The 23,493-nt window shown below is 57.3% G+C and carries 19 protein-coding genes; 9 read left to right on the plus strand and 10 right to left on the minus strand.

The annotated features are described in order from the left end of the window. Positions 1-7 precede the first annotated feature (7 nt). Positions 8-724: a ribonuclease PH gene (rph, locus tag ACOTWU_RS18280; RefSeq protein ID WP_015570044.1), complete on the minus strand. Its 717-nt coding sequence runs from the start codon at positions 722-724 to the stop codon at positions 8-10. Between the two features lie 125 nt (positions 725-849). On the opposite strand from rph, the gene ACOTWU_RS18285 reads away from it, so the two are divergent. Together ACOTWU_RS18285 and ACOTWU_RS18290 are read left to right on the plus strand one after the other, a co-directional pair. Then, entirely contained in the window at positions 850-1,713 is an 864-nt protein-coding gene (locus tag ACOTWU_RS18285) for a YicC/YloC family endoribonuclease (protein ID WP_003860907.1), read from the plus strand. Between the two features lie 208 nt (positions 1,714-1,921). Next, entirely contained in the window at positions 1,922-2,539 is a 618-nt protein-coding gene (locus ACOTWU_RS18290; protein ID WP_015570045.1) for a trimeric intracellular cation channel family protein, read from the plus strand. A 26-nt stretch (positions 2,540-2,565) separates the two neighbouring features. Here ACOTWU_RS18290 and etk read toward each other — a convergent pair whose 3' ends face one another. The 8 genes from etk to ligB form a co-directional block, all read right to left on the minus strand. Further along, positions 2,566-4,743, minus strand: coding sequence for a tyrosine-protein kinase (gene etk, locus ACOTWU_RS18295; RefSeq protein ID WP_032672157.1), 2,178 nt, complete (start codon positions 4,741-4,743; stop codon positions 2,566-2,568). 22 nt (positions 4,744-4,765) lie between these two features. Further along, positions 4,766-5,209 carry a protein-tyrosine-phosphatase gene (locus ACOTWU_RS18300; protein WP_015570047.1) on the minus strand — a complete coding sequence of 148 codons (444 nt, stop codon included), beginning with the start codon at positions 5,207-5,209 and terminating at the stop codon, positions 4,766-4,768. Further along, positions 5,197-6,330: a polysaccharide export protein gene (locus ACOTWU_RS18305; RefSeq protein ID WP_032646765.1), complete on the minus strand. Its 1,134-nt coding sequence runs from the start codon at positions 6,328-6,330 to the stop codon at positions 5,197-5,199. The genes ACOTWU_RS18300 and ACOTWU_RS18305 overlap by 13 nt, the downstream gene beginning before the upstream one ends. Before the next feature lie 43 nt (positions 6,331-6,373). Beyond that, positions 6,374-8,467, minus strand: a complete 2,094-nt coding sequence (locus ACOTWU_RS18310) for a YjbH domain-containing protein (RefSeq protein ID WP_126499003.1) — start codon at positions 8,465-8,467, stop codon at positions 6,374-6,376. Next, the gene (locus ACOTWU_RS18315) at positions 8,467-9,204 is read right to left on the minus strand and encodes a capsule biosynthesis GfcC family protein (protein ID WP_032668873.1); all 738 of its coding nucleotides are present in this window, start codon (positions 9,202-9,204) and stop codon (positions 8,467-8,469) included. Before ACOTWU_RS18315 ends, ACOTWU_RS18310 begins: the two co-directional genes overlap by 1 nt. Continuing rightward, entirely contained in the window at positions 9,201-9,845 is a 645-nt protein-coding gene (locus ACOTWU_RS18320) for a YjbF family lipoprotein (protein WP_033486990.1), read from the minus strand. The genes ACOTWU_RS18315 and ACOTWU_RS18320 overlap by 4 nt, the downstream gene beginning before the upstream one ends. 115 nt (positions 9,846-9,960) lie before the next feature. Then, positions 9,961-10,257, minus strand: a complete 297-nt coding sequence (locus ACOTWU_RS18325) for a hypothetical protein (protein ID WP_017383628.1) — start codon at positions 10,255-10,257, stop codon at positions 9,961-9,963. Between the two features lie 704 nt (positions 10,258-10,961). Next, positions 10,962-12,632, minus strand: a complete 1,671-nt coding sequence (gene ligB / locus ACOTWU_RS18330) for an NAD-dependent DNA ligase LigB (protein ID WP_045341214.1) — start codon at positions 12,630-12,632, stop codon at positions 10,962-10,964. Positions 12,633-12,882: 250 nt separating this feature from the next. Between ligB and gmk the strand changes: the two genes are divergently transcribed. From gmk to recG, 5 genes are read left to right on the plus strand one after another with little or no spacing between them, the layout of a single operon-like run. Further along, positions 12,883-13,506: a guanylate kinase gene (gene gmk, locus ACOTWU_RS18335; RefSeq protein ID WP_006177710.1), complete on the plus strand. Its 624-nt coding sequence runs from the start codon at positions 12,883-12,885 to the stop codon at positions 13,504-13,506. Positions 13,507-13,560: 54 nt separating this feature from the next. Beyond that, positions 13,561-13,836, plus strand: a complete 276-nt coding sequence (gene rpoZ, locus ACOTWU_RS18340) for a DNA-directed RNA polymerase subunit omega (RefSeq protein WP_000135058.1) — start codon at positions 13,561-13,563, stop codon at positions 13,834-13,836. 19 nt (positions 13,837-13,855) lie between these two features. Then, complete coding sequence (gene spoT, locus ACOTWU_RS18345; RefSeq protein WP_033486997.1) at positions 13,856-15,970, plus strand: bifunctional GTP diphosphokinase/guanosine-3',5'-bis pyrophosphate 3'-pyrophosphohydrolase; 2,115 nt, start codon at positions 13,856-13,858, stop codon at positions 15,968-15,970. Positions 15,971-15,974: 4 nt separating this feature from the next. Then, the gene (gene trmH / locus ACOTWU_RS18350; RefSeq protein WP_003860922.1) at positions 15,975-16,664 is read left to right on the plus strand and encodes a tRNA (guanosine(18)-2'-O)-methyltransferase TrmH; all 690 of its coding nucleotides are present in this window, start codon (positions 15,975-15,977) and stop codon (positions 16,662-16,664) included. Between the two features lie 3 nt (positions 16,665-16,667). Continuing rightward, entirely contained in the window at positions 16,668-18,749 is a 2,082-nt protein-coding gene (gene recG / locus ACOTWU_RS18355; protein ID WP_017383630.1) for an ATP-dependent DNA helicase RecG, read from the plus strand. A gap of 3 nt (positions 18,750-18,752) precedes the next feature. Here recG and gltS read toward each other — a convergent pair whose 3' ends face one another. Further along, a complete protein-coding gene (gene gltS, locus ACOTWU_RS18360; RefSeq protein WP_006812438.1) occupies positions 18,753-19,955 on the minus strand; it encodes a sodium/glutamate symporter in 1,203 nt (400 codons plus the stop codon). Positions 19,956-20,180: 225 nt separating this feature from the next. Here gltS and xanP point away from each other — a divergent pair, with 225 nt between their 5' ends. Further along, the gene (gene xanP / locus ACOTWU_RS18365) at positions 20,181-21,572 is read left to right on the plus strand and encodes a xanthine/proton symporter XanP (protein ID WP_126499001.1); all 1,392 of its coding nucleotides are present in this window, start codon (positions 20,181-20,183) and stop codon (positions 21,570-21,572) included. Between the two features lie 118 nt (positions 21,573-21,690). Beyond that, the gene (locus ACOTWU_RS18370; protein ID WP_017693973.1) at positions 21,691-23,385 is read left to right on the plus strand and encodes an AsmA family protein; all 1,695 of its coding nucleotides are present in this window, start codon (positions 21,691-21,693) and stop codon (positions 23,383-23,385) included. The last annotated feature ends 108 nt before the right edge of the window (positions 23,386-23,493 follow it).

Here is a 23,493-nt window from a genome sequence, read left to right on the forward strand (position 1 = left end):
CTTAAAATCAATTTTCTAACGCCGCTTTCTGCGTCGCTACAATAGATTCGATTCCCCCTCGGGCCAACGCCAGCAAGGTGAGCAGTTCTTCGTGGGTGAATGGCTCGCCTTCTGCCGTACCCTGCACTTCAATGATGCGACCATCTTCGGTCATCACCACGTTCATGTCGGTTTCTGCGGCAGAATCTTCAACGTATTCCAGATCGCAAAGCGCCTCGCCGTTAACGATACCAACGGAGACAGCAGCAACCATCCCTTTCATTGGGTTGGTTTTCAGCTTACCGGCGGCAACCAGCTTGTTCAGGGCATCTGCCAGCGCCACACAGGCACCGGTAATAGAGGCCGTACGCGTGCCACCATCGGCCTGGATCACGTCGCAGTCCAGCGTGATGGTGAACTCACCCAGCGTTTTCAGGTCAACCGCGGCGCGGAGCGCACGCGCGATCAGGCGCTGGATCTCCATAGTACGGCCGCCCTGCTTACCTTTTGCCGCTTCACGGGCATTACGGGTATGGGTTGCGCGCGGCAACATACCGTATTCGGCGGTGATCCACCCCTGGCCCTGACCTTTCAGGAAGCGAGGCACGCCCTCTTCAATGGACGCGGTGCAAAGCACCTTGGTGTCACCAAACTCAACCAGCACGGAGCCTTCAGCGTGTTTTGTATAGTTACGGGTCAGGGTGACGGGACGCACCTGGTTGGCGCTACGACCTGCTGGACGCATGATGGATTCTCCGGCTTGAAACGAATGTGGCTGCGCATTATACGGATAAAGGACGCTTATTCCTATCCTGAGAAGCCCCTGAAAGCTATAATCCCCCCATCTCTCCTTTAAAAACGGGAATGTCTATGATCCGCAGTATGACCGCCTACGCCCGGCGTGAAATCAAGGGTAGCTGGGGTAGCGCTACCTGGGAAATGCGCTCGGTAAACCAGCGCTATCTGGAAACGTATTTCCGTATGCCGGAACAGTTCCGCAGCCTGGAGCCTGTGGTGCGTGAGCGTATCCGTACGCGTCTGACCCGCGGGAAAGTGGAATGTAATTTGCGTTTTGAGCCCGATGCCAGTGCACAGGGCGAACTGATCCTGAACGAAAAGCTGGCAAAACAGCTGGTTAATGCGGCGAACTGGGTCAAAATGCAAAGCGATGAAGGCGAGATCAACCCGGTTGATATTCTGCGCTGGCCTGGCGTGATGGCCGCCGGAGAGCAGGATCTGGACGCGATTACCGCTGAAATCCTGGCTGCACTCGACGGCACGCTGGACGACTTTATCGTTGCCCGCGAAACCGAAGGCCAGGCGCTGAAAGCGATGATTGAGCAACGCCTTGAAGGCGTGAGCGCCGAAGTCGCTAAAGTGCGCGCTCATATGCCAGAAGTGCTGCAATGGCAGCGTGAGCGTCTTGTCGCCAAACTGGAAGAGGCGGAAGTTCAGCTGGAAAACAACCGTCTGGAACAAGAGCTGGTGCTGATGGCGCAGCGTGTGGACGTGGCTGAAGAGCTGGATCGTCTGGAAGCGCACGTTAAAGAGACCTACAACATTCTGAAGAAGAAAGAAGCGGTAGGCCGCCGTCTCGACTTTATGATGCAGGAGTTCAACCGCGAGTCGAACACGCTGGCGTCTAAGTCTATCAATGCAGAGGTAACCAATTCAGCGATTGAGCTGAAGGTCCTGATTGAGCAGATGCGCGAGCAGATCCAGAATATCGAGTAATTCCTTTCAGGGTGGTGTTGCCTCGCACACCACCCATTACTTTTTCTAATCCTTATTTAGCCTTACTTTCTTTTCCTCCCGCCTTATCACAAGCCCGCCAGGCATGCGTTGATAAATTTCTGTAGGGCAAACCCCCTCGCCTTAGAAAATCTCAATCGTGATCTTCCGCACAAATCGCTAATCTCCTCCTCTTCATTCCGGAGGGTTTATGCTGCTTCACATTCTCTATCTTATTGGCATTACCGCAGAAGCCATGACCGGCGCGCTCGCCGCCGGACGTCGCCGTATGGACACCTTCGGCGTGATCATTATTGCCACGGCCACTGCGCTCGGCGGCGGGTCCGTGCGCGATATCCTGCTTGGCCATTATCCGCTCGGCTGGGTAAAAAACCCTGAGTACGTCATTATCGTGGCAACGGCAGCCGTGCTAACCACGATTGTGGCCCCGGTGATGCCTCATCTGCGCCGCGTGTTCCTGGTGCTGGATGCGCTTGGGCTGATTGTTTTTTCCATCATTGGCGCACAAATCGCTCTCGATATGGGTGAAGGCCCGGTTATCGCCACCATTGCTGCCGTGATCACGGGCGTGTTTGGCGGGGTGCTGCGGGATATGTTCTGCAAACGTATCCCGCTGGTTTTCCAGAAGGAACTGTATGCCGGCATCTCCTTTGCCGCGGCAGTGCTTTATGTCGCCTTGCAGCACTATGTCACCAGCCACGATGTGGTGGTTATCTCCACCCTGCTGTTTGGCTTCACCGCGCGTATGCTGGCATTGCGCCTTAAGCTGGGCCTGCCCGTTTTTCATTACAAACACAATGCGCATTAATGTCAGAACGGGCAGGCGCCGGATAATCAATTACTCGAATAGTTGTAACCGTAGTGATGATAGCCGTAGCCGTAAGCGTTGCTTGCCCGCTTAACGACGCCGTTGAGAATCACCCCTTTGGTATTGACGCCACTCTGCTCCAGACGCTGTACACAGACCAGCATCTCCTTCACGCTGTTCATCCCGAAGCGGGCGACCAGCAGCGTGGTGCCTGCGCGACGACCGACAACAGCCGCGTCGGTGACCGCCAGGATCGGTGGCGTATCGATAATCACCAGATCGTAGCGTTCATTCGCCCAGTCCAGCAGCTGCTGGAAACGCGTATGCATCAGAAGCTCCGCCGGATTAGGGGGGATCTGCCCGCGCACGATGGTATCGAACCCGCCTTTATCGAAGGTCTGAACGCCCTGGGTATACTCCGCCTTACCGGACAACATCTCCGATAAGCCGCAGGTATTGTCGAGCTTAAACAGATCATGGGCATACCCGCGACGCATATCCGCATCAATATAGAGCACTTTCTGGCCCGCCTGCGCCACGACGGCCGCCAGGGTACTGCTGACAAAGGTTTTACCGCTGTCAGGCGTGGCGCCAGAGATCATCAGTATATTGTTCGCTGACTCCATCATCGCAAAATGCAGACTGGTGCGCAGGCCGCGAATCGCCTCCACGGAGAGATCGACCGGGTTATCCGCCGCCAGGAAGGGGATATGTTTGGTCTTATGGCGCAGCCCTGAGGACATAAAGTCTTTTTTGCGCAAACGCATCTTTTTAGCCAGCCATTCCGACAGCGGTACGGTGGCATAGACGTTAATCCCATGCTCCTCCAGCTGCTCCGGCGTTTCAATGCCCATACGCAGCATACTGCGCGCCAGGATCCAGCCCACAGAGACGAACAGACCCAGGAGAACCCCCAGAACGACGACCAGCGCTTTTTTCGGCTTGACTGGCTGCGGCCGGGTCACGGCCGGATCGATAATGCGGACGTTACCAATTGCGCTCGACCGGGCGATGCTCAGCTCCTGTTCGCGGTTAAGCAGCTGCTGGTAGATAACGCGTCCCGACTCCACATCACGGCTCAGGCGCAACACCTCCTGCTGGGTTGACGGCATGGACGATACCCGTTTATTCAGGCGGTTTTTTTCCTGCTCCAGCGTCTGGCGTTTCTCAATCAGCGCCCGGTAGGTGGGGTGATCTTTTTTGTAGAGCTGCGAAATTTCCGCTTCCCGGAAGGTCAGTTCATTGAGCTGATTGTCCGCATTTACAATCTGCTCCAGCACCGCTTTTGCCTCCAGGTTCAGGTCAACGGAGTCATTTTGCTGGCGATAGCGGTTGAGCTTCTCCTCGGCCTGGTCCAGCTCGCTGCGCACCTGCGGAAGCTGCTGCTTCAAAAATTGCAGGCTTTTCGCATCCTGCGCCGCCTGGCGAGCCACGTTCTGTTGTAAATAGTTATCGGCGATGCAGTTAAGCACGCGCGCCATCTCATCGGGATCTTCCCCCGTGATGGTCAGGCCAAGCATCCCACTGTCCTTGCTGCGCTCGCTCACGGAAAAACGCAGCTGTAGCGCGTCAATGGCCTCCAGCTCGCTCAGCTGTGTAATCGTAAATTGCGTACCCGGCTTCGCCTGGATAGCGGCAATGGTAATGGCGATATTCGCCGCGCTCAGCGGCTGTCCCACGACGCCCTGTAACGTCACGTTATCGCCTTCCAGCTGATAGTGGCCGTTCTCGCCGACGGTCAGCGTCAGCTTTTGCGCCCGACCCGCGACAGGGGGAAGATTGAGCATACGGATATCGACGATGCCAGGCTGTTGGCCGGTGAGCCGCGCCCAGCCGCGTCCGACAAGGGGAAAATAGTTTTCACTTACCTGCGTGCGCAGGTTCAGGTCATCAATCGTTTTACCGAGGATCATGCGCGACTGGAGAAGCTGAAGCTCCGGCGCCGACTCAGGCGAGGAGTCAGGGATGAACTCGCTAAGGTTACTGAGTAGCGCGTTGCCCTGCTTCTGTTCCACCTGTATCAGCGCATCGGCCTGATAAACTGGTGTGGCAAAGAGCGCATAAAGCAGTGCCGCCAGCGTGAACAGCGCGGTATGGATGAGAATAAATTTTCGGTGGTCGAGCAACTCACCCAACAGGCGCACAAGATCGATCTCGTTATTCGCGGCAGACGCATCATGGGCGTGAAGGTTATTTGTTGACATAAAACGTAACTATCCCGTGTGATTAACTGAGCCGTTTCGCCCATTCCAGACTGGCCTGCTCCAGCAGCCCATAAACATATTCAAATGCGTCCCGGTTTTTACGGTAGGGGTCCGGGATCTCTTTTCTGCCCGTCCAGTGACCAAAGAGCATCATTTTGCCGCGCGCCTCCGGTGCGATAGCCGTGACCTGCTCGATATGTTCCAGCTCCATCGCCAGAATCAGATCGTAGTCGCGCACCATGGCGGGGGTGAGCCTGCGCGCCACGTGGCCCTCAAGCAGGGTGCCGCGTTCGGCGGCGATCTCTGTCGCCTGTGAATCGGCGGTGCGCCCTTCCAGGCCACACGTTCCCGCTGAATCGACCCGGGCGGCGGGAAGCAGCCGGCGCAGCAGCCGTTCCCCAATGGGAGAGCGGCAGATATTGCCGGTACAGATCACCAGGATGGCGTTAAACGTTAGTTTGGCCATGTTCTGATATATCTCCCTGTTTCAGTCAGGTCATGTACGCCGGTAATGGTCGGCACAAGCTGAGAGATCACGCGGTTCCAGCGCACCAGCGGCGCGGTGGTGACATAGACGATGTCGTAAGGCTCAAGCTGAAATTCGGTGCTCAACACCATCGCGGTGGCATCCCGGGCGTTAAGCTGGTAGACGTTGGCGATTTTGCCGTTCTGCTTGCCCTGCAACGGACGAATCACAAAGATCCCCGTGGCGTCGGCCATATCCTGATTTACGCCCTGCGCATTACCCAGCGCTTCCGCCAGCGTCATGCCGCTACGGTCCATCTTCAGGGTGCTCTGTTTACCCACCTCGCCCATGACAAACACTTTCAGGTCGTCATTACGGGGAATGAAGAGAATATCGCCCGGATAGAGGAGTTTGTTCTGGGTGAGATCGCCGCGCTGCATCAGCGCGTAGAGGGAAATGTGCGTGTCCTGGCCGTTATGGGTCAGCACCACGTGGCGCCAGTCCGCCTCCGACGTCAGGCCGCCTGCCGCATTGATCGCATCCATTATGGTCAGCGGAATGTTGGTGATGGGCTGCTGGCCCGACTTGGCCACTTCGCCCGTCACGTAGGCTTTTTGCGAGCGGAACGCCGCGACGCTGACATCCACCTGCGGGCTCTCAATCACCGAGTCCAGCCGGGCGGCGATCTCATCGCGCACCTGGGCCAGCGTTTTGCCGACGACGCGGATTTTGCCGATATAGGGGTAGAAGATCGTGCCATCGGCATTCACCCAGTTGCCCGTATCGCTGGCGCTACGGTACTGACCTGCGGGGGTGGTCAGCTCCGGGTGGTCCCAGACGGTAACCATCAGCACGTCGCCGACGCCGATGCGATATTGGTAGTTCTGAAGCTGGCGATCCAGTTCAGGATTCGCGCGGGAGTCGACTTTGCCAGGCAGCAACTGCTCCACCAGCCCCGGCGTGAGCGGATAGACGTTGACCATCTTATTCAGATCGTAATTGCTGTCAGGCAGATCGATAATATCTTTGCCCTGGGTGCTAAGTCCCTGGCCCGGTACGATAGTACAACCGCTTAACGCCATCATAGCCAACGCAAGCACGGAAAATTTAACGTTTTTCATTCAGGAAAATCATCTGGTTAAGTAATGCCTGTTTCATCCGGTACTACTGCCCTACCGGGGTTTCGCGTTCTGACGTCATGTCATAGAGCTGATATTTACGGCCTAACATCTGGCCGCCATCACGCGTGAGAGGCGTCCACGAGACCACCGCCCGGTTGCGATTTGGGCCGATCGTCATCAGATCAAGCGGGATCGAGATGTAGAAGCCTTTGCTAAAGCCACCTTCGCCATAATCCTCTTTCGAGACGTTGGTCAGCGCCGCCCAGACGCCTACCGTCACGCCGCTGTCGAATCGCTTCGCGACGTCGAGGGTGGCGCCTTTATCCTTCGCCAGGTACTGCCCGACGCTCAGCTTCATCAGCACGCTGTTGAGCTTCGCCGGGTTCCAGTAGGCGGTGATAAATCCGGTTGGCGCGCTGTAGTCGGTGAAGCGCATCATGTCGTCCCAGTCGCGCTGCTTGACGTAGTTCGCATCCACGCCCAGCGCCCAGTCGCTATCCAGCGGGCGCCAGAGCGCCTCTGCTCCCACGCCGCCGTACATGGTTTCGAGGTAGCCGCCATAAATCTGGGCATAGAAGCCGTGCCCCAGCGCATCGACATAGTTGGCCTGTAAGTTGTTGATGTAGAAGTCATTGCTGACATAATCGCGAATATGGGTTCTGACGCGCGGCAGGCTGGAGTCAGCGGGAAGCAGCGAGGATTTGAACTTGTCGTAGTTGTTATAGAGGTTGGCGAACACGCCGCCGTCGAGCAGCAGACGATCGGTCAGCCAGTAGCTGGCGCTGGCCATCACCCCCACCTGGAACATATAGAAATCTTCCGGACCGCCCAGCGACTGCGCCAGCGTCGGTTTGACGCTGTAGCTGAAGCGATCGGCGCGAATACGGTAGCCGCGCCCGAACGCTGTAGTATCCACAGGCTCGACGCGCTGCTGCCTGAGCGCCTCCTCCTGGCCGAGCGGCTCTCCCGCCAGCTGTTTGCGCAGGCTGGCGACGTCGGTTTGCGTCGTGACCAGCGGCAAATGGTCACGCCGCTGGGTGATAGCGATCGTGTCGACCCCGTCGGGCAGGTTATTGATCAGAATACGGTTGGCGCGATCCACCGCTTCGCGCGGATCGCGATAGCGATACTGTTCGCCGGTCATGTATAAGGTATTGCCGTGCTGAAGGATCTCCGGCGCATCGAAGCCTGCGTTGTACTTAAGCGCGGTGAGCTGGTTTGCCGCCGAGGTATAGTCCAGCGTCTCGCCTGCCGGTGCCGGTTGCCAGGCCGGTTTCGGGTTATCACGCAGCGCGGGGCGCAGATCGTTAAAATTGGTCCGCAGGGTGAAGCCAAACATCAGCGTATTGCCGCGCTCGTAGCTGAGGTTGAGATCGGCCCAGTCGGCAACGCGATAGACCGCCCCCACGTTAATATGGCTCGACTGCTTAATGGAGCCGGCAAAATCATCGGCATAATTGTTGCCGTCATACTCGAGCTTCAGGCGCAGGGGCTGCCAGGGTGTCTGATACTGGAGTCCGCCAAACAGCGACGCCGGACCACGAAACATATCGCTAAAGCTGATATCCCCGGCATCATGTGATTCGCCGCGGGTGCAATACTTATTGTTGTCGTGGCACAGCGGGTTACCCACGTTGTCGCTATTACCGGGATATCCCCAGGCTATTCCAAAGGTAAAATCGACCGGTCCGGCCATTTTACTGGCAACCAGATATTCACCGTCGAACAGGCCGGTGCCCGCAATATCGCGCTTGCCGAGCGCCACCTGCGGCAGGCTATAGTCCTCTTCCCACAGACGAACCTTAAAATCGAACGACTTATCCTTGTAGCTTTGATCGCCGCTGAAATCCTCGTCGCTGCTGTATTTGCGGGTGCGGACGTCGGTATAACGAATCGTCCCTTCCAGCCACGGAAAGAGCACGACCGAAGAGGAGTAAAAACGATACTGGTTGTTATCGCGGTAGTTGACGCTGAATTCCCCTTCCCGGCCAAAGCGCGCGTCGGGCATTTGCATCAGGCCGGTGCCGCCAAAGTCGGACTGTGAAGGTCCGGTCGGATCGGGCCAGGTACGCAGTTCCGCGTGGCAGGTAGAAGAGATCGCCAGAGCAAGGCCGCTCAGTAAAAAAAGTTTGTTCATCAGTCAGGTATCCGCCGCGTCAGGAGCGCAACGATTTGCTCATTCAGACCGGTAAAATCGTCCGGCACCGCCCGGGGATCAAACCCCACCCACAGAACAGCGCCCGGCTCTGCTTCAATATGGCGTGCGTTCCAGTACGCCACCGGCGCAACAACCCTACTGCCGTCAGGATCGATAACGGTCACGTTATTCCTGTCGGCGCCAGCCAGCCGCAGCTGCCCCTGTAAGTAATCCCTGATGCTTGCGCCCGGTCGCCAGGCCAGTTTCCCCGGTGTGGCGACCGCCCCCATCAGCGTGACGGTGCGGGGCGCAGGCGAGAGCCACAGATCGTAACGGCCCTCAAGGGAACGATCGCCGCGGGCGTCGGTACGCACGGCGTCTGGATCGAGGCTGACAAACTGCCGCCCGACGATCCGCAGGGAGCGGATCTGTGCAGCGACAGCGCGAATGGTCGCGATCTGCTCGTCATCGGCACGATTCTGCCAGGCTGAAAGCGACGCCAGCACCTGCTGTTGCGTCTGTTGCGCTCGCCGCGTGGCGGAAGGGGTTGCGATGACAGCGCCCTGCCACCAGACGTTGTTCAGCTGCGGCTGGGTGACCAGCCGGGAGAGCGTATCGGCCTGTCCAGCAGACCACGTTTTGCCCGGCTGATGCACGGTAACGACACTTGCGCATAAGGCGGGCAGGCTGAAGAGAGATAGCCCTACGCCAGGTAACCATTTTCTGAGTCTGTTCATGGGGCGGGCTTCAACATCGTCATGGCGAGAGGGAATACGCCCGCGCCGAGCATCTGTTCGCTCTGGCGTACCTGGCCGGTGGCGGAATCAATCCAGAAGGTGTTATGCCAGCGACGATCGAGGCCGTCGGCCTGCACCGTCTCCTGCCAGACCTGACAACGTAGCGTGTTTCCGGCAAGGGTCAGGTTTTCCGTCCCGCTCAGGAAGAAGCGCGAGGTCAGGTGTGCGGAGCGATACCGCCCCTCTTCCTGCCAGCGCACATCACGCGACCACTGGCTGCCGTCGCGGAGCTGCGGCGTGTGGCGCAGCGGATCGTACTCAAGGTTGGTTACCTCAAGCAGGTTATAAGGGAGCTTGAGCGTGTGGATAAGGCGACCGTTATGCGTGACGATCATCGCATTATCCTGCGATAACCACTTACTGTTTCCCTGCTCGATGTATCCGAGAACCACCAGGATCCTCGGGCCATTATCCAGACGCAGGTACATGGTTGAGTATGGGAGCACCTGAATCTGCCCGTCCGTTACCGTCACATCCTGGCGCCCGTCCAGGCTGGCGTTAAAGGTCTCAATAATGCTCTGCTGGCTCGGCGTACATCCCTGGATCAGCAGAGTCATGATGAGCAGAATAAACAGTCTCACCAGAAATCCTTGATTAAATAACATTGAAATCAATTAAATACCCGGCTTTGATATCGCCACCGGGTCAAGTCGTTGCGCTGTTCAGCGCAAGGCTATATCGCCTTGCGCACCAGCCTTAGCGGGTAACTGTCGTCGTGGAAGTACCATTGCCTGAGTCATCGCCACTGTCGCTTGCCGCGACAACGGCTAACGTCGCTACGCCGGCAATCGCAGCGGTGGTGACGACAGCGGTTGTCCCAATCGCGCCTGCCGCCAGTCCCCCCGTAGTGCCAGCGGTAGTTCCCACCGTTGCTCCGGTTGTTGTACCGGTTGTTGCTGCGCTGGTGCTACCTGCTTCGGTGGTAGCGCCTATAGCAGGCAGGGCAGTCGCCAGCGTGAGTGCCGTCAGCACTGTACAAAGCGTCCTTTTCATTTTTGGTCCTCATTCAAATGAAGGAAAATATGAGCACCTGGAAACCAGGTCCCGGTTAACGGGCATAAAGCCCGGGGCTGAATTCCGGCCCGACAGGGACGGAAAATCATCCATGTAAAAGCCCTGGGCTCTGAACACCAGCGCATATAAACCGCCAGGATATATTTCGGTACCCTTAATTGCTTCAATTGGAGTTCAGATAGTTAACTCCCTCACGGGGTGCAAAAAGAAAGGAAAACGCAGAAGTGATGCGAAATGCACCCCAGCGGTAACTACCTTAAAAATTTTGGATAAGATAATTCTTATAATAATTTGACGCAATGATTTCCGGCAGAATAAATATGACTAATTGTTAACCAGAAAACACTCAACATATTATTAATAAAATAGTTAACCAACTGAAATTAAAAGCAAAAATACGAACAATGCTCAGGCTGCATTGCCTATAACTCCTTCATTCCCGGCTATTACTCTCGATTAATAGTGATTGAGATCAATTAAGCCGTTCTCTCAAAGAAAATAAAAACGCAAGCAGAGCAAATTCTGAAATTGGGTTCAGGGATAATATTTCCTCAAAATATATTTACCATGAATAATTCATTTATATTCATAATTATTGCGTATATAAACCGCGTCTCATAAATACGCTATTCACGGCAGCGGAAGTGTGCCCCCTCGCCAGTCTGTTCAGGAGCGCACGCAGATTAAAATCCACCGATGTGCTCTGCGGCCAGCCATTTTGCCAGGGCATCAATCTGAGGCTGATGCAGCCAGTTTACGATCTGGCGGGCCTTCTCCTGCCCGACACCCGGCAGCATCCGCCACTCCGCTTCGCTTCGCTGAATCAGCGCCTGCCAGGTGCGATCCCCTGCCGCCCTGAGCGTCGACCGGGCCAGCGGTATTCCCATCGCGGTGATCCAGCGGATAAAAGGTCGCTCCCGCGCCAGGTTAAACTGATGCCACAGCGCAGCGCCATGCGATGCCGATATCCCCGCCGTCGCGGTGAGCTGCGCCTGCGTGAGCTGTAGCCAGGAGAAGAGGTGCTCAAACCGATGCGCCTGATAGAGGGTCCGCCATCCTGATTCGCCCATTCCTTCGATATCTAACGCCTGCCTGGAACTTAGCCACGTCAGCCGGGCAAAAAATTGCTCCATGCACTCCGGGGAGGCATAGAAACAGGTTAAGCCGTTATAGCGCGATGAGGGCGGCTGCGGTTTACGGCGATCCACATTGCGCCACACCACGTTATCCAGCCGGGGAATACCTTGTCCCGCCAGGCTTACCAGCACCTGATCGCCGGGGGCAATATCCAGCCTCTGCCAGCGGTTAACCGACCCTAAGCTGACGCGCTGTACGCGTTTATCGTCGAGCATCAGCGGCTCAAGCTGCGCAATCGCGGTGATCCGCCCGGTACGGCCAACGGTAAAGTGAATCGCTTTGACTTCCGTCACCTGGGCCACAGGAAGGTATTTCCATGCGACGACCCAACTCCCTTCCCCCGGCAGCCATCGCTCGCCCGGCGGCTCTGCCGAGGCGCGAACCACAATGCCATCCGTGGCGAAGGGCAACGAAGCCTTAAACCAGGCCGTCCGCTGCGCCTCCACATCAGCCGCGTTTTTAACCGGCACGGTATAGCGGGCCGTCAGGGTAAAACCTGCCTCCGCCAGCGTGGAAAGGCGTGCTTTCATCGCTTTTGGGCCGTTCGGCCAGGCCCATATAAAAATGCCTGTCTGCTTCAGCGCTGCGCGATCGGTCGCGCGCATCATCGCTCCCGCTACCTTCGCACGCGCGTTCATCCCTCCCATCCGCTGCTGGATATGCCCCTCGCGCAGCAGAAAAAGTTCACCCTGCAACACGCTGTTGGCAAGCGGCCCGGCCAGCGTTTGCGGAATAGCGGGGATCATTCGCGCCTGTGCCGTCCACTCTTCCCCCTGTAAGCCGTCGCCCCGGCTAATCGCCTGCACCAGCTTGCCGTTTTTGTAGACCAGGGTGACCGCAACACCATCCACCTTTGGCTGTACCCAGAGATCCTGCTGCGTCGCCATCCAGCGGCTAAGCGCCTGCTTGCTTTCTACCTTATGCACGCCGATATGGGCGAAGGGATGTTTCACCGTCCCACTGGCGGCTGGAAGATCGTCGTGCAGCGGTTCATCGTGAAAACAGCGCTGCCACTGTTTTAAGCGGGCGTTAAGCCTGTCGTAAACGTCGTCGCTCACCTCGCTGCGGCCCTGTTTCCAGTAATCATCATTCCAGCGGGTCAGCTGCGCCTTCAGGGCCGCGATCTCCTGCCCGGCTTTAGCCGGTGACCAGACCGGGCAGATTGCCATCGCCCCGCTGCTTAAGAAGATCATCAGTATGCTTATCCATTTCACCATTATTACCCCTCCCTGTTTTGCGAAGGGTATACCCTGCCCGGGAGCCGCAGACCAGCTGCAAAATTGCATTTTACGAGCGCGCTTCAGCGCATTGTTTTTATTGCAGCAAAAAGAAGGTAAAAGCTGAAAACGGCACGCAAAATTTAATCATCCAGGGGAAAAAGTGTGACAAAGGCTACGTCACACAGCGGCGACGTGTATAATAAGCCCGTATGTAGGACTTCTTCGTTAACACATACAAAAGACTCTCATGGCTCAAGGCACGCTTTATATTGTTTCTGCCCCTAGTGGCGCGGGTAAATCCAGCCTTATTCAGGCACTGTTAAAAACCCAACCGTTGTACGATACGCAGGTTTCTGTTTCTCACACCACGCGAGCACCGCGTCCGGGTGAAGTGCACGGTGAACACTATTTCTTTGTGAATCACGACGAATTCAGAGCGATGATTGGCAGAGACGCGTTTCTTGAACACGCAGAAGTTTTCGGTAACTACTACGGTACTTCGCGTGAAACCATTGAGCAGGTTCTGGCGACCGGCGTGAACGTGTTCCTGGATATCGACTGGCAGGGCGCGCAGCAAATTCGTAAGAAAATGCCTGATTCGCGCAGTATCTTTATTTTACCGCCATCGAAAGATGAACTGGATCGCCGCCTGCGTGGTCGCGGCCAGGACAGCGAAGAAGTTATCGCGAAGCGTATGGCGCAGGCAGTTGCAGAAATGAGCCATTACGCGGAATATGATTACCTTATTGTGAATGATGATTTTGATGCCGCGCTGAGCGATCTCAAAACTATCCTTCGCGCAGAACGTCTGCGTATGAGCCGCCAGAAGCAGCGACATGACGCATTAATCACCAAACTGTTGGCAGACTGAACCCACTTTCAGTATCATGCCCAGTCATTTCTTCACCTGTGGAGCATTTTAAGTATGGCACGCGTAACTGTTCAGGACGCTGTAGAGAAAATTGGTAACCGTTTTGACCTGGTGCTGGTCGCCGCGCGTCGCGCTCGTCAGATGCAGGTAGGCGGTAAAGATCCGCTGGTACCGGAAGAAAACGATAAAACCACCGTTATTGCACTTCGCGAAATCGAAGAAGGTCTGATCAACAACCAGATCCTCGACGTGCGTGAGCGCCAGGAGCAGCAAGAGCAGGAAGCCGCTGAATTACAAGCTGTTACCGCTATTGCTGAAGGTCGTCGTTAATTAAACCTGCGGGTCGCCCTTGTATCTGTTTGAAAGCCTGAATCAACTGATTCAAACCTACCTGCCTGAAGACCAGATTAAGCGTCTTCAGCAGGCGTATCTCGTTGCACGTGACGCTCACGAGGGCCAGACACGTTCAAGCGGTGAACCCTATATCACGCACCCGGTAGCGGTGGCCTGTATTCTGGCCGAGATGAAACTCGACTACGAAACGCTGATGGCCGCCCTGCTGCACGACGTGATCGAAGATACCCCTGCCACCTACCAGGACATGGAACAGCTGTTTGGCAAAAGCGTTGCCGAGCTGGTGGAAGGGGTCTCTAAGCTTGATAAGCTGAAATTCCGCGACAAGAAAGAGGCGCAGGCCGAAAACTTCCGCAAGATGATCATGGCGATGGTGCAGGATATCCGCGTCATTCTCATCAAACTGGCTGACCGCACCCACAATATGCGCACGCTGGGCTCACTTCGCCCGGATAAACGTCGCCGCATCGCCCGTGAAACCCTCGAAATTTACAGTCCGCTGGCGCACCGTTTAGGTATTCATCACATTAAAACCGAGCTGGAAGAGCTGGGTTTTGAGGCGTTGTACCCGAACCGCTATCGCGTGATTAAAGAGGTGGTGAAAGCCGCTCGCGGTAACCGTAAAGAGATGATTCAAAAGATCCTCTCTGAAATCGAAGGGCGTTTGCAGGAAGCGGGCATTCCGTGCCGCGTGAGCGGTCGCGAAAAGCATTTGTACTCTATCTACTGCAAAATGGTGCTCAAAGAGCAGCGTTTTCACTCGATCATGGATATCTACGCGTTCCGCGTCATCGTCCACGATTCAGACACCTGTTATCGCGTGCTGGGGCAGATGCACAGCCTGTACAAGCCGCGTCCGGGGCGCGTCAAAGATTACATCGCCATTCCAAAAGCGAACGGATACCAGTCTTTGCACACCTCCATGATTGGCCCGCACGGTGTCCCTGTTGAGGTGCAGATTCGTACCGAAGATATGGATCAGATGGCGGAGATGGGTGTCGCGGCGCACTGGGCTTATAAAGAGCACGGCGGCGAAAGCAGCACCACCGCGCAAATCCGCGCCCAGCGCTGGATGCAGAGCCTGCTGGAGCTGCAACAGAGCGCAGGTAGCTCGTTTGAATTTATCGAGAGCGTTAAATCCGATCTCTTCCCGGATGAGATTTACGTTTTCACGCCGGAAGGGCGCATTGTCGAACTGCCTGCGGGCGCGACACCGGTCGACTTCGCTTACGCCGTGCATACCGATATCGGCCATGCCTGCGTAGGTGCCCGCGTCGACAGGCAGCCTTATCCGCTGTCGCAGCCGCTTTTCAGCGGACAGACGGTGGAGATCATTACCGCGCCGGGGGCACGTCCTAACGCCGCCTGGCTGAACTTTGTCGTGAGCTCAAAAGCGCGCGCAAAAATCCGCCAGCTGCTGAAAAACCTCAAGCGCGACGACTCCGTTAGCCTTGGGCGTCGTTTGCTCAATCACGCGCTGGGTGGCAGCCGCAAACTGGCAGAGATCCCACCAGAAAACATTCAGCATGAGCTGGAGCGTATGAAGCTCGCCTCGCTGGATGACCTGCTGGCAGAGATTGGTCTCGGCAACGCCATGAGCGTGGTCGTGGCGAAGAATCTGCAACAAGGCGAAACGACAGCCGTTCCTGCCACCACGCAAACTCATGGTCACCTGCCGATCAAAGGCGCTGACGGGGTGCTCATCACCTTCGCCAAATGCTGCCGTCCTATCCCGGGCGACCCGATTATTGCGCACGTCAGCCCAGGTAAAGGGCTGGTGATCCACCATGAATCCTGCCGTAACATCCGTGGCTATCAGAAAGAGCCAGAGAAGTTCATGGCGGTCGAGTGGGATAAAGAGACGGCGCAGGAATTTATCACTGAAATCAAGGTGGATATGTTCAACCACCAGGGTGCACTGGCGAACCTGACGGCAGCGATCAACACGGCCTCGTCCAACATTCAAAGCCTGAATACGGAAGAAAAAGATGGCCGCGTTTACAGCGCCTTTATTCGCCTGACCGCCCGTGACCGCGTGCATCTGGCCAATATTATGCGCAAGATCCGCGTGATGCCGGATGTCATTAAAGTCACCCGTAACCGAAACTAGCATTATGAATTCAAAACGTTACGAGCGAATCTGCGAAATGCTCGCCAGGCGTCAGCCTGATCTGACGGTCTGCATGGAGCAGGTCCATAAACCTCATAACGTCTCTGCTATCGTCCGCACCGCAGATGCCGTCGGCGTGCATGAAGTCCACGCCGTCTGGCCAGGCGCACGTATGCGTACCATGGCCTCCACCGCCGCAGGCAGCAACAGCTGGGTATCCGTGAAAACTCACCAGACTATTGGTGAAGCGGTCTCGCACCTGAAAGGGCGTGGCATGCAGGTTCTGGCAACCAACCTCTCTGCTAAAGCCGTGGATTTCCGTGAGATCGACTACACCCGTCCGACCTGCATTTTAATGGGCCAGGAGAAAACGGGGATCACGCAGGAAGCACTGGATTTGGCCGATCGGGACATCATCATTCCAATGATCGGCATGGTCCAGTCACTCAACGTGTCGGTCGCCTCAGCGCTGATCCTGTATGAAGCGCAGCGCCAGCGTCAGAATGCCGGAATGTACGAGCGCAGCAACAGCATGCTGCCTGAAGAGGAGCAGCAGCGCCTGCTGTTTGAAGGTGGCTATCCGGTGCTGGCTCGCGTTGCGAAGCAGAAGAAATTGCCTTACCCCCACGTCAACGCGCAGGGCGAAATAGAAGCCGATGCCGAGTGGTGGTCCACCATGCAGTACGCGGGGTAAATCATGAAAGGCCGCCTGCTGGACGCCATACCGCTCAACAGCCTGACGGGCGTGGGCGCGGCACAAAGCAGTAAACTGGCGAAGATAGGCCTGCACACCGTGCAGGATCTCCTGCTCCACCTCCCCCTGCGTTACGAAGACCGTACTCAGCTTTATAAGATTGGCGATCTGCTGCCCGCTATTTACGCCACCGTTGAAGGGGAAGTGCTGAACTGCAACATCACCTTTGGCGGACGCAGGATGATGACCTGCCAGATCAGCGACGGCACCGGCATTCTCACCATGCGCTTTTTCAACTTCAATGCGGCGATGAAAAATAGCCTTGCCACTGGACGACGCGTACTTGCGTACGGTGAAGCCAAACGGGGCAAATACGGCGCGGAGATGATCCACCCGGAATACCGCGTGCAGGGCGATCTCAGCTCACCTGAGCTACAGGAGACGCTCACGCCGGTCTATCCAACCACTGAAGGCATTAAGCAGGCTACGCTGCGCAAGCTCACCGACCAGGCGCTGGAGCTGCTTGATACCTGCGCCATTAACGAGCTGCTGCCGCCGGAGCTGGCGCAGGGCATGATGAGCCTGCCGGAGGCGTTGCGCACCCTGCACCGTCCACCGCCAACGCTTCAGCTTGTTGATTTAGAGAGCGGGAAACACCCCGCCCAACGGCGTCTTATCCTTGAGGAATTACTGGCTCACAACCTGAGCATGCTGGCCCTGCGCGCAGGTGCGCAGCGTTTCCACGCGCAGCCATTAAGCCAGCGTGATGAGCTCAAAGATAAGCTGCTGGCCTCACTGCCGTTTAAACCCACCGGCGCCCAGGCGCGGGTGACTGCCGAGATCGAACGCGATATGGCGCTGGATGTGCCAATGATGCGCCTGGTGCAGGGCGACGTGGGTTCCGGTAAAACGCTGGTCGCCGCGCTGGCCGCTTTGCGCGCCATCGCCCACGGTAAGCAGGTGGCGCTGATGGCGCCGACGGAACTGCTGGCCGAGCAGCACGCCAACAATTTCCGGAACTGGTTTGCCCCGCTGGGAATTGAAGTGGGCTGGCTGGCCGGGAAGCAGAAGGGCAAAGCGCGCCTTGCGCAGCAGGAAGCCATTGCCAGCGGGCAGGTGCAGATGATTGTCGGCACGCACGCCATTTTCCAGGAACAGGTGCAGTTTAACGGCCTGGCGCTGGTGATTATCGACGAACAGCACCGCTTTGGTGTTCATCAGCGTCTGGCGCTGTGGGAGAAAGGTCTGCAACAGGGCTTCCACCCACATCAGCTGATCATGACCGCCACGCCGATTCCGCGCACCCTGGCGATGACGGCCTATGCCGATCTGGATACCTCCACCATCGACGAACTCCCCCCGGGCCGTACGCCGGTGACAACGGTCGCCATTCCGGACACGCGCCGCAGCGACATCATTGACCGCGTGCGCAACGCCTGCACCCAGGAAGGGCGTCAGGCTTACTGGGTCTGTACCCTGATTGAAGAGTCTGAGCTGCTGGAAGCGCAGGCTGCCGAAGCCACATGGGAAGAGTTAAAGCTCGCCCTGCCGGAGCTGAACGTCGGTCTGGTTCACGGGCGCATGAAGCCTGCCGAGAAGCAGGCGGTGATGCAGTCGTTCAAACAGGGCGAACTGCATTTACTCGTTGCGACCACGGTCATCGAAGTGGGCGTGGACGTGCCGAACTCCAGCCTGATGATTATTGAGAACCCGGAGCGCCTGGGCCTGGCGCAGCTCCACCAGCTACGAGGCCGCGTGGGCCGTGGTGCGATCGCCTCTCACTGCGTGCTGCTCTACAAAGCCCCTCTGTCGAAAACCGCGCAGATGCGTTTGCAGGTATTACGCGACAGCAATGACGGCTTCGTCATTGCGCAAAAAGATCTGGAGATCCGCGGCCCGGGCGAATTGCTGGGCACGCGTCAGACGGGTAACGCCGAGTTTAAAGTGGCGGATTTATTGCGCGATCAGGCCATGATCCCCGAAGTACAACGCCTTGCGCGTCATATTCATGAACGCTACCCCGAACAGGCGGCAGCGTTAATTGAACGCTGGATGCCGGAAACCGAGCGGTATTCCAACGCCTGACGGTCAGCCAAACATCGGCAGCATCAGGTAGAGCTTAATGACCAGCGCGTTGACGATATCAATGAAGAATGCGCCCACCATCGGCACCACCAGAAACGCCATGTGCGACGGGCCGAACCGTTCGGTGATCGCCTGCATATTCGCGATGGCCGTTGGCGTCGCTCCCAGACCAAACCCACAGTGGCCCGCAGCCAGTACCGCCGCATCATAGTTTTTGCCCATCATGCGCCAGGTAACAAAGATGGCATACAGCGCCATGAACACGGCCTGCACCGCCAGGATCGCCACCATCGGCAGCGCCAGCGAGGCCAGTTCCCACAGCTTGAGGCTCATCAGCGCCATCGCCAGGAACAGCGACAGGCTGACGTTCCCCAGCACGGACACTGCGCGCTCAAAGACGCGGTAGAAGCCCATCTGCGCCAGACCGTTGCTCAGGATCACCCCGATAAACAGCACGCAGACAAAGGTTGGCAGTTCGAAAGCCGTTCCCGCCAGCCATTGCGCAACGATTTTGCCCACGGTAAGGCAGATGGCAATCATGGCGATGGTTTCAATCATCACCAGCGAGGTGATGCTGCGGCCAACGTCCGGTTTTTCAAATGCCGTCGGCACCATTTCATCGTCTGGCCTGCCTTCCGGCGTGGTGGAGTGTTTCACCAGATAGCGCGCCACCGGGCCGCCAATCAGCCCGCCAAGCACCAGGCCAAAGGTCGCGCAGGCCATTGCCACTTCCGTTGCGTTTTCAAAGCCATAGCGTTCGATGAACAGCTTGCTCCACGCCGCGCCCGTTCCGTGGCCACCTGATAGTGTAATCGACCCCGCCAGCAGACCCATCAGCGGATCCAGCCCCAGCAGCGACGCCATACCGATGCCGATGGCGTTTTGCATCAGCAGCAGGCCCACCACAACAATCAGAAACACGCCCAGCACCTTGCCGCCCGAACGCAGGCTTGCGAGGTTAGCGTTCAGGCCGATAGTAGCAAAGAAGGCCAGCATCAACGGATCTTTCAGGGACATATCAAAATCGATTTCCCAGCCCATGCTTTTTTTCAGCACCAGCAGGGCCAGCGCCACCAGCAATCCACCGGCGACAGGTTCAGGAATGGTGTACTTTTTCAGAAAGGAAACACTGTGTACCAGCTTGCGACCAAGCAGAAGAACCAGCGTTGCGGCAACAAGGGTCGACAACGTATCGAGATGAATCATAAAAGGCTCCTGTTATGCGCGTGTTCCATACACACGCGGCGTTATCCTGGGCCGGGTGATGCTCGTCATGAGCCGCCGGCGCGAAAAGTGTAATTTTTTTTTCCTGTTCGTTGTAGAAAACCTGCTCACACCGGCAGATTTTCTCTCTTTTTTTTGCTGGCAATCGTTTGCTTTTACCAGGTGGTCAGCTAAAATGCCCGCTTTTCCACCGTGGGATTGCCGCCGATGTCTGTTAACACTCTGGAGTCTGCTGCTGCGCAACCGATTGCGCAGAAGCAAAACAGCGAACTGATTTACCGCCTTGAAGATCGTCCCCCGCTGCCTCAAACCCTGTTTGCCGCCTGCCAGCACCTGCTGGCGATGTTCGTTGCGGTCATCACGCCGGCTCTGCTGATTTGCCAGGCGCTGGGGTTACCGGCGCAGGATACGCAACACATCATCAGTATGTCTCTGTTCGCTTCCGGCGTGGCCTCCATCATTCAAATTAAAGCCTGGGGTCCGGTGGGCTCGGGTTTGCTGTCGATTCAGGGCACCAGCTTTAACTTTGTGGCGCCGCTGATCATGGGCGGTACGGCATTGAAAACCGGCGGCGCAGATGTCCCGACGATGATGGCGGCGCTTTTCGGCACCCTGATGCTGGCAAGCTGCACAGAGATGATCATTTCCCGCGTTCTGCACCTGGCGCGCCGGGTGATCACCCCGCTGGTCTCCGGCGTGGTGGTGATGATTATCGGCCTGTCACTGATCCAGGTGGGTCTGACCTCCATCGGGGGCGGCTACGCGGCAATGAGCGACCATACCTTCGGCGCGCCGAAAAACCTGCTGCTGGCAGGCGTGGTGCTGGCGATCATTATTCTGCTTAACCGCCAGCGTAACCCGTACCTGCGCGTGGCATCGCTGGTGATCGCCATGGCGGCCGGTTACCTGCTGGCGTGGGCGCTGGGCATGCTCCCGGAAAACACCACCCCAACCAACAGCGCGTTGATTACCGTGCCAACGCCGCTCTACTACGGCCTGGGCATTGACTGGAGTCTTCTCCTGCCGCTGATGCTGGTCTTTATGATCACTTCGCTGGAAACCATTGGCGATATCACCGCCACCTCCGACGTGTCCGAGCAGCCGGTCTCCGGCCCGCTGTACATGAAACGTCTGAAAGGCGGCGTGCTGGCGAACGGACTGAACTCGTTTGTCTCGGCGGTGTTCAACACCTTCCCGAACTCCTGCTTCGGCCAGAACAACGGCGTGATCCAGCTGACCGGCGTGGCCAGCCGCTACGTGGGCTTCGTGGTGGCGCTGATGCTGGTGGTCCTCGGCCTGTTCCCGGCGGTAAGCGGCTTTGTGCAGCACATCCCTGAGCCGGTTCTGGGCGGCGCGACGCTGGTCATGTTCGGTACCATCGCGGCCTCTGGCGTGCGTATCGTCTCCCGCGAGCCGCTGAACCGCCGCGCAATCATGATTATTGCGCTGTCTCTCGCCGTAGGGCTTGGCGTCTCCCAGCAGCCGATGATTTTGCAGTTTGCGCCGGACTGGGTGAAAAACCTGCTCTCTTCCGGCATCGCCGCGGGCGGTATTACCGCTATTGTGCTGAATCTCATTTTCCCGCCTGAAAAGAACTGATCCCCACACGGCAGGCTGTCAATGCCTGCCGTGACATCTCTTTACACCATTCCCGCCTTGAGCATTGCGCATAAATCGTGCATAACACCCTTATGTGCGTTTCGCGGGAAGGAAGACCATGAAATTTATTGGAAAGCTGCTTATCTATCTTCTGGTAGCCCTGCTCATTGTAGTGCTCGCCTTTTATTTTCTGCTCCAGACCCGCTGGGGCGCATCGCAGGTCAGCAGCTGGATCACGGTGAATACCGATTACGAGCTCAACTTTGACCTGATGGATCACCGCTTTTCATCCCCTTCTCACATCCTTCTGGAAAACGTTACCTTCGGACGAGATGGCAAACCGGCCACGCTGGTCGCTAAAAAAGTGGATATTGGCTTAAGCAGCCGCCAGATCACCGACCCGCTGCATATGGATGCCATCACCCTGTTCGATGGCACGCTGAATTTATCGCCGCAGACGGCGCCGCTGCCGTTCCAGGCCGACCGTCTGCAACTGAATAACATGGCCTTTAACAGCCCGAATACGGAGTGGGATCTCAGTGCGCAAAAGGTGACCGGCGGCGTCAGCCCGTGGCAGCCCGAGGCGGGGAACGTACTGGGAAAAAATGCGCAAATCCAGATGAGCGCCGGGTCGCTCACGCTCAACGGCATACCGGCCAACAACGTGCTGATTCAGGGACAACTCAACGGCAAAGAGGTGGTGCTGAATACCATCGGTGCCGATATGGCGCGCGGCTCGCTGACGGGCTCGGCTCTGCGTAATGCCGACGGTGGCTGGGTTATCAACACCCTGCGTCTGAATGAGATCCGCCTGCAAAGCGACAAATCGCTGCTGGATTTCTTCGCCCCTCTCTCCACCCTGCCTTCGTTACAGATTGGGCGGCTGGAAGTGACCGATGCCCGTCTACAGGGGCCAGACTGGGCGGTAACCGACCTCGATCTCAGCCTGCGTAACCTCACCCTGAGTAAAGGTGACTGGCAAAGCCAGGAGGGACGGTTATCCATGAACGCCAGCGAATTTATCTACGGCTCGCTGCATCTGTTTGACCCTATCCTGAATGCGGAATTCTCCCCGCAGGGCATTGCGCTGCGTCAGTTCACCTCCCGCTGGGAAGGAGGCATGGTGCGCACCTCCGGCAACTGGCTGCGCGAGGGTCAGGCGCTAGTGCTGGACGACGTTGCCATTGCCGGACTGGAATATACGCTTCCGGAAAACTGGAAAACGCTGTGGATGGACCCGCTTCCGGCATGGCTGAACAGCGTGACGCTAAAAAAATTCGGCCTGAGCCGCAACCTGGTGATCGACATCGATCCGGCGTTCCCGTGGCAGATCACATCCCTCGACGGTTATGGCGCTAATCTGCGGCTGGCGCAGGATCACAAGTGGGGCGTGTGGGGCGGTAACGCAACCCTCAACGGGGCGGCAGCAACCTTTAACCGCGTCGACGTGCGTCGCCCGTCGCTGGCGCTGAATGCCAACGCCGCAACGGTAAATATTACCGATCTGAGCGCCTTTACCGAGAAAGGGATCCTGGAAGCGACCGCCACCGTGTCACAGCTGCCACAGCGACAAACCACCGTGAGCCTGAACGGGCGCGGTGTACCACTCAACGTTTTGCAGCAGTGGGGCTGGCCAGCGCTGCCGATTGCAGGCGACGGCAATATTCAGCTCACCGCCAGCGGAAGCGTGCAGGCCAATGCGCCGCTGAAGCCGACGGTGAATGGGAAGCTGAGCGCAGTGAATATGGATAAACGGCAGGTGCAACAGAAGATGACCGGCGGGATGGTGTCTACGGTGGCTCCGGCACAGTAAAAAGCCGGGTGGCGGCTTCGCCTTACCCGGCCTACGAGGTTTTGGTTCCTTCTACCGTGGGTGAGGGCATCAGACCGCATAATTACCGTAGGCCCGGTAAGCGAAGCG

Origin of the sequence: Enterobacter cloacae complex sp. GYL001, from assembly GCF_049237125.1 — a bacterium.
In the GTDB taxonomy this organism is placed as follows: Bacteria; Pseudomonadota; Gammaproteobacteria; order Enterobacterales; family Enterobacteriaceae; genus Enterobacter; species Enterobacter hormaechei_C.